The organism is uncultured Cedecea sp. (genome assembly GCF_947498825.1).
Classification (GTDB): domain Bacteria; phylum Pseudomonadota; class Gammaproteobacteria; order Enterobacterales; family Enterobacteriaceae; genus JGM124.
Window position 1 is genome coordinate 1 of sequence record NZ_CANMLV010000051.1, and the last position, 5,063, is coordinate 5,063.

Consider the following 5,063-nt stretch of genomic DNA (forward strand, 5'->3'; position numbering starts at 1 on the left):
AGAAGATCATAGAAAAGAAAATTGTAATATTCTTTTTACCCCTCCAAAAAATAAGACTTCTTTTTATAGAAGCCCTATTTTTTGGCGATGACTTATATTATTTTAAAAAAAATCATGCAATAGCATGTTTTTTATCTAATTCATTAGCACTATTTTTCCTTTCTATAATTTCATTAGCAGGGGTTACTCTATTTATTTCCTCTTGTAATCGAGGACTACTAGTAACCTCCCACAAATCAACAGATTGTTGTATGTTCAACCAGAATTTTGCAGTGGTATCAAATGCTTTAGCCAACCTAAAAGCCATATCGGTAGATAACTTTCTATTATTGTTAACCAAGGCACTGGCAGAATTTCTATGTATGTTCAACATCCAAGCCAAGTCATTGATTTTTAAACCACTTGGTTCGAGATATTCATAAAGTATGATATCCCCTACAGTTGATGGTTTTCTAGTCGCTTGAGACATGATTAACTCCTGAATTTGTTACATCTATCTAATTTATGAAGAAGATAAGTATTTCGTCGATTACCAGGTGTATTGATGAATAATTATCTTAAATATAGTTACGTCGTTTGTTTTTTTTATCATTATTCTTTTGACGTATTAATATAGGTGAGGGAATGCCTCACCTACTTTTCTTTACAAGATAACAGCCATGACCTGTTACCTATCGGTAATCATGTGGGTCGAGATATAGGTCCTCAACTCCGTTTTCACCCCACTTAAATATCAAGCGGTACTTATCGTTCACCCTTATGGATGAATACCCTGTTAATGGAGGGTTGAGATTTTCAAATCGATTTCCCGGGGGAGACCGTAAATCTCCAGCTTTATCAGCAGCATTCAGCATATCCAACTTACGTTGCAATGAAGCATCAATCGTAGCTGGTATCTTTCTATTGGACTTACCGTATTTATAAAATTGGTATAGCCAATCTTCTCTAAACTGAATGCGGCAGTCATCATTATGATCTTGCTGCATTTTTATTTCACCTTATGTTCTGCCATAACTTGGCAACTATCTGGATCACCTTTACCAAGAACATATTACAACAGAACGCACAAATGCACAATAGCACTGTGCACTTGTGCATCCTAATGGTTTATTGTAAAATGCACCCCAACACAGTGCAACTGTGCAACTGTGCAACTGTGCAAAAAAAAGCAACCACATTGGAGACTACAAATGGCTTTAGTTCGTTCAGGAAATAAACAAAAAATATTGGAAGCAGGCTCTCAATTCAATCCGGTTTTTGATACCGAATATAAGCCTGGAGATACGTGTAAGTATGAAGGAATTTATAAATGCACCGGCTGCGATAAAGAAGTAACAATCGCAAACGGGAAAACTATACCACCACAAAATCACCACCAACACTCCGTTAGCCAAGGGAATATCCGTTGGAAATTATTTGTTTACGCACAGTGAGAAATAAAAATGGCAGATCGCAGACCACTCAACCCATACGTTGTAGTACCTAAACCTAGCGGCGGAACTCAACCACGTTCTCGTAACAATGATGGAAGAATTCGCGGTAAACGCTCTGATTCAGGAAAACCAAGAAAGTAGCAAGAATTCGTCTCTCTATGTTCCTTTTTATAATCTCACTAAAAAAGAGAGCTACATATGAATGTGAATATAATTGGAAATACTGTCCCTACTTCATTTGATATTGCGTGTTCGAATTGCGCATGGACTGGTGTGCTAACGACGCCACAGCTACACGAATTTACCATAACATCTGTTGCCCGCACCACTCCGGACAGGTTCAGCGAAGATGCGGTGTCAGTCCGGTAAAACCGGCAGTAAACTCCCCGCTAAACCGCGCATTCTGCGCCAGATAAATATCACCCGGCTGCATGGCTATGCATTCGGGTGAATAGGCAGGGATTTAATGACAGAAATGAGCCGAAGCCGACAAAATTACCACTATAGAAATCTTAGTGGATCGTTCATCGAAGTAAGGCATCGAGCATCTGCCTCATCAACAATATTGCGCTGCGTAACAGTCATGTCTTCCTCATGACGCTCCTGGCAAGCTTTCGCTATCTGGTAATCTGCTTCGTTGTTCTTTGCGTAGGAATCCAGAATAAACCGGATAACACTTTCACTGACGATGACACTAATCATAAGCACCTCATGGTTATTTTGAGTGGAGAACTGCCTCCATCTCGAGTATCCAGTCTGCCATCACGACGATCAGCTCTGTCATCCCAAAGTTGGCCCGTTATAGGTTTTTTGTCGCTGTACACGCTGAAGCTCCAGAGACTTCTGGTGTTCCAGTTCCCGCTCATGCTGCTGACGTAGCTCGGCAGCATTCAGCCGTTCGACAACCGACGCAGCTGCTCGCTCAAACTCTGCACCTGCCTGCTCAAGTCCGTGACGCGCTCGCTCAGCGCTGCGTTCTCCCGTTGCATAAGACCAGACATTGTCCGCCATTCCGCGAAGGCGTTCTCCCACTCGTCCAGCCTTTTCGAGTAGTCCTGCTGTAGCTGCTCTAACGCGCTCAGCAACTGTTTTTCCAGCTCCGTCATGGGCTATTTCCTCTCCAGTATCATCCAGCTTGAATCCTTGCCGTATCGTCCCGCTTCCGGGTTCACCTTCACGCAACGGAGCCTCTCCTCGCCGCAGGTTGAAAGCTGTACCCCGTTGTTCTTCTCTGACAGCATGGCCTGGGTTCTCTTCTGCTCCTGAATAGTGATGTAATTGTCGAGCATTTGCTGTCCCTGCCACCACAGAATCCCCGCGCTCGAGGCGATCAGCAACACTGACACTAGAACGATGGTCAGCCACGTTTGACTGACCATACGCACCATGCCTTTCGTGCGCTGGCTCATGTCGGAGGACAGCTTCTGGTCGTGGTCGAGCATGGCGGCGCTGATTCTCTTCGCGCTTTCGTTCAGTTCCGCTTTTACAGACTGCTCGTGCTCGCTGAATGCGGCTTTCAGCATCTCGCCGGTACTCTGCTGCTGCGCTTTCGATTTCTGCTCTAAGTCCTTCGCCAGCGTTAAAAGACTGCTCATAGATGGCTCCCTTCAGTCGGATGTTTCGCCCCCCGTCCGGGTCGGCAATGCTGATACTGCTTTTCGTGGTGCGTACCACTTCGAAACCTGCGATTTCCAGCGCTGCTGTGACATCCTGGCGCGTTTTCAGCTCCCCGGATGAGGCAAGGTAAAGCAGACCGCGCGTAATCGTTTCTGCGGCCCCCTGCTTCACTTTTGGCAACGCAGATGGAGTGACCAGCGCCCGTCTGTTTTCCGGTGCGTTCGGGTCGTGCAGTCCAAGCCGGCCGTTCACGATAGTCTGCCAGGCATCAATACGCGGACGGTCGGCGCGGTCGTAATATGGCTGGAGCCGTCTGCCGGTCAGCAGCTCCGTGTTCGGGATCAGGAAATTCAGCTCCAGCCGCCCCTTATCCCGGTGTTCAACCCACAGCACGCTGTACTGGTCTTTATCCAGTCCGGGCATCAGAACCCGTTCAAAGCTCGCCATCAGTTTTTCACGCTGTCCGGGAAATAAATCTTTTTCGGCAAAGGACAGGACTCCGGATGTGTATTTTTTTGCATAGAGCGAAGCGTCGATAATCTCCCGGACTTCCTCTGGCTTGCCCTGCAGAACGCTGGCTCCCTCGCGTTGGCGGTCTTTACCCAGCAGATAATCCACCGGACCGGCACCCCCGCCACGTCCTCTGGGGTGAAATTTAACGATCATCATCGACTCCGTTAGCCAGAACGGCATGCCGGATCTGCTCAAGTCCGGCATCAATGGCCATCAGGGCAGCAACTACCTGCACACGGTCGTGTCCGTTACCGCCACCGGCGTTAACCTGCCGGGCAATCTGGTTGAGGTTATTACCCATGCCGGCAAGCTGACGAAGCAGCGCCGGCGAGAGCGACGGAAGTTTGCTGGCGCGGGCGGGCTTCTCGTCCAGGCATGTCTGGCGCATCCAGGCGGCAAGCTGTTTCCCGTTGCAGCGCTCCAGTAAGCGGCGGTGCTCATCTTCCGTTACCCACATGGTGAGCATTTTGCTGCGTTTATCTGCCAATTTGCCTCCTGAGAACGCCGGGATGGACGGGAAATTGTTTCCCGGTCGGGTCGGCGTTGGACAAGCCGCAAGGCGCGTCAGTGGCTTTTAGCGGGTTTTGGGGCGCAGCCCTGAACCAGTCACGTAGCGCTAGCGGAGTGTATACTGGCTTAGTATGTTAGTTATGTGGCGGGTAGGGGTCAAAGAATACATGCAGAAAGGGTTTATCTAGGCTAGAGAGTGGCAGGGGAAAATGACAGGCTGGGTGACATTACGCCTCCTCGCTCATTCGCTCACTAACGTTCGGTCATGAGACTGCGGCGGGCGTTGGGGGTTAAAAGGGAAAGGCTTGGATGGTAGCGACAAAGGGGGACGGGCAAAAAAGAGGATGCGGCATGCCGTTTTTCCATAGGCTCCGCCCCCCTGACGAGTTTCACAAAAATCAGATGATTTTCGGTACTCAAATCAGAGGTGGCGAAACCCGACAGGACTATAAAGATACCAGGCGTTTCCCCCTGATGGCTCCCTCGTGCGCTCTCCTGTTCCCGTCTTGCGGTGACCGTATTGTGGTGGAAGCTTTACCTAAATCACCACGTCCCGTTTCCGTTTAGACAGTTCGCTCCAAGCTGGACTGTATGCATGAACCCCCCGTTCAGTCCGACTACTGCGCCTTATCCGGTAACTATCGTCTTGAGTCCAACCCGGAAAGACACGACTAATCGCCATTGGCAGCAGCCACTGGTAAGAGGGTGTACAAGATATTACTAGTGCAGAGTTCTTGAAGTTAGAGCCAAACTACGGCTAAACTGAAAGGACAAATTTGGTGGCAGCGGTCTTGTACACCCTGTTACCACGGTTCAGAAGTTCCCCAACTTGCTGAACCTTCGAAAAACCACCTCCCCAGGTGGTTTTTTCGTTTACAGGACAAGAGACTACGCGTACAGAAACTGGATCTCAAGAAGATCATAGAAAAGAAAATTGTAATATTCTTTTTACCCCTCCAAAAAATAAGACTTCTTTTTATAGAAGCCCTA

7 protein-coding genes and 1 pseudogene are annotated in these 5,063 nt (G+C 48.1%); 2 read left to right on the top strand and 6 right to left on the bottom strand.

Features of this window, described 5'->3' with window-relative positions; all coding sequences use genetic code 11:
- Positions 1 to 112: 112 nt before the first annotated feature.
- Positions 113 to 469, bottom strand: a complete 357-nt coding sequence (locus tag Q1A40_RS22820) for a HigA family addiction module antitoxin (protein WP_300006063.1) — start codon at positions 467 to 469, stop codon at positions 113 to 115.
- Between the two features lie 202 nt (positions 470 to 671).
- On the bottom strand, positions 672 to 986 hold the full coding sequence (locus tag Q1A40_RS22825) for a type II toxin-antitoxin system RelE/ParE family toxin (RefSeq protein WP_300006064.1): 315 nt from the start codon (positions 984 to 986) through the stop codon (positions 672 to 674).
- Between the two features lie 204 nt (positions 987 to 1,190).
- Here Q1A40_RS22825 and Q1A40_RS22830 point away from each other — a divergent pair, with 204 nt between their 5' ends.
- On the top strand, positions 1,191 to 1,433 hold the full coding sequence (locus tag Q1A40_RS22830; protein ID WP_300006066.1) for a protein L: 243 nt from the start codon (positions 1,191 to 1,193) through the stop codon (positions 1,431 to 1,433).
- A gap of 890 nt (positions 1,434 to 2,323) precedes the next feature.
- Here Q1A40_RS22830 and Q1A40_RS22835 read toward each other — a convergent pair.
- From Q1A40_RS22835 to Q1A40_RS22850, 4 genes and pseudogenes are all read right to left on the bottom strand, one after another.
- Positions 2,324 to 2,539: an MbeD family mobilization/exclusion protein gene (locus Q1A40_RS22835; RefSeq protein WP_300006068.1), complete on the bottom strand. Its 216-nt coding sequence runs from the start codon at positions 2,537 to 2,539 to the stop codon at positions 2,324 to 2,326.
- Positions 2,540 to 2,542: 3 nt separating this feature from the next.
- A complete protein-coding gene (locus tag Q1A40_RS22840; RefSeq protein ID WP_300006070.1) occupies positions 2,543 to 3,028 on the bottom strand; it encodes an MbeB family mobilization protein in 486 nt (161 codons plus the stop codon).
- A gap of 34 nt (positions 3,029 to 3,062) precedes the next feature.
- Positions 3,063 to 3,767: pseudogene (locus Q1A40_RS23245) on the bottom strand (relaxase/mobilization nuclease domain-containing protein); the annotation flags it as partial.
- Entirely contained in the window at positions 3,706 to 4,029 is a 324-nt protein-coding gene (locus Q1A40_RS22850) for a MobC family plasmid mobilization relaxosome protein (protein ID WP_300006072.1), read from the bottom strand. The gene Q1A40_RS22850 and the pseudogene Q1A40_RS23245, both read right to left, overlap by 62 nt.
- Before the next feature lie 635 nt (positions 4,030 to 4,664).
- Here Q1A40_RS22850 and Q1A40_RS22855 point away from each other — a divergent pair.
- Entirely contained in the window at positions 4,665 to 4,748 is an 84-nt protein-coding gene (locus tag Q1A40_RS22855) for a replication initiation protein (RefSeq protein ID WP_367275787.1), read from the top strand.
- The last annotated feature ends 315 nt before the right edge of the window (positions 4,749 to 5,063 follow it).